Here is a 1,600-nt window from a genome sequence, read left to right as displayed (position 1 = left end):
TTATACCATTATGAACACAAACAGAGACGACTCACTGAAAACTAATAAAGACGCATTACCCTCTGTCAGCGACTCAAAGAAGACTTTGAATAAAGCTGGCGACAAGCAAACTATTTGAATAGCTAATGGTACAAACAATTAAAATAAAGAGGACATTATGAGCACAGCAGGTTCTGACAGTTATTACGTCCCCCACGGCAGCCAATAGAATACACCTGCGTAGAGCCCGAATAGTGCGCCGGGTATTAATGCGTAGTGAAAATGTGCGACCACAAAGTAGGTGTCATGGTATTGCAAATCTGCAGGTACAACCGCCAGCATGACACCTGTAGTTCCTGCAAATGAGAACATCACAATGATGGCAATGGCGAAGAGCATGGGTGTTTCAAAGGTAATAGAGCCACGCCACATCGTTAAGATAAAGTTGAACAGCATTAGGCCAACGGGGATCGAGATTAAAATTGTACCAATCATAAAGTAGTTGGTCGCGAGGACAGACATGCCAATGGTGTATTGATGGTGAGCCCATACGACCATACCCAAGACCAGCAGAATACCCATAAACCAAACTAATGGGCGGTAGCCAAACAAAGGCTTACGGCAGAATGTTGGAACAATAACACCTAAAACTCCGATAGAAGGTAGTAATAGTACATATACTTCCGGGTGACCAAAGAACCAGAATAAATGCTGGAATAACACAGGGTCGCCGCCGCCAGCAGCGTCGAAGAAACTGGTACCGAAGTGACGGTCAAACAAAAGCATGGTTACGCCGCCAGCAAGTGCTGGCATGATCATAATCAATAGAATTGCTGTAAATAGCCATGCCCAGACAAACAAGGGTAGTTTCATCATATCAAGGCCGGGAGCGCGCATATTCAATACCGTTGTAACGATATTGATGGCAGCGAGTATCGATGATATGCCTAATACATGAAGAGTAAAGATCAGCAGATCCATCCCCATTCCCGCTTGAACAGATAAGGGAGGGTACAAGGTCCAGCCTGTATTGACGGGGGCGCCGCCACCGAAAAACGGTACGATGACTGACAAAATAAGCAGGGCAGCCCCGGCGGGTAATAGCCAGAAACTCAAGTTATTTAAGCGTGGCAATGCCATATCTGGCGCACCGATTTGAAGTGGGATCATCCAATTCGCCATACCAGCTGCGGCAGGCATGACAACACCAAAGACCATAATCAAGGCATGTGTAGTGACCATGTTATTGAAAAGGTCAGGCTCCAAAAACTGCAAGCCAGGAAAGTACAACTCTGCTCTAATGAGCATTGCCATACCACCACCCAAAAATAACATAATGAGAGAAAACACCAGGTACATGGTACCAATATCTTTATGGTTAGTGCTGAATAACCAGCGGCCTATACCCTTCGGTGGCTCATTGTGGTGATCATGATCGGCGCTTGAAACGTCCTGATTTTGTTCATCAATTGTAATAGTAGAACTCATTGATTATCTCCTCCTAGCGCGCCGCTTTGACATCAGCTGGTTGCACAACATCACCTGTGTTATTACCCCAGGCATTTCTTTCGTAGGTTACGATTGCTGCCACTTCCAGGTCATTCAACTGAGCGCCCCAAGC

At 45.8% G+C, this 1,600-nt stretch carries 1 protein-coding gene; it reads right to left on the bottom strand.

The genetic code is table 11. The features are described 5' to 3' along the window. Window positions 1–183: 183 nt before the first annotated feature. Window positions 184–1,467, bottom strand: a complete 1,284-nt coding sequence (locus A3735_RS00690; protein ID WP_197485552.1) for a cbb3-type cytochrome c oxidase subunit I — start codon at window positions 1,465–1,467, stop codon at window positions 184–186. Between the last annotated feature and the right edge of the window lie 133 nt (window positions 1,468–1,600).

Source organism: Oleiphilus sp. HI0061 (assembly GCF_001635675.1).
Note: the sequence above shows the minus strand (reverse complement) of the source record. Positions and strands in the feature narration are given on the sequence as shown.

Coding starts and splice junctions, on each gene's coding strand:
- A3735_RS00690 (WP_197485552.1), bottom strand. CDS start 1,467: ATGAGTTCTACTATTACAATTGATGAACAAAATCAGGACGTTTCAAGC.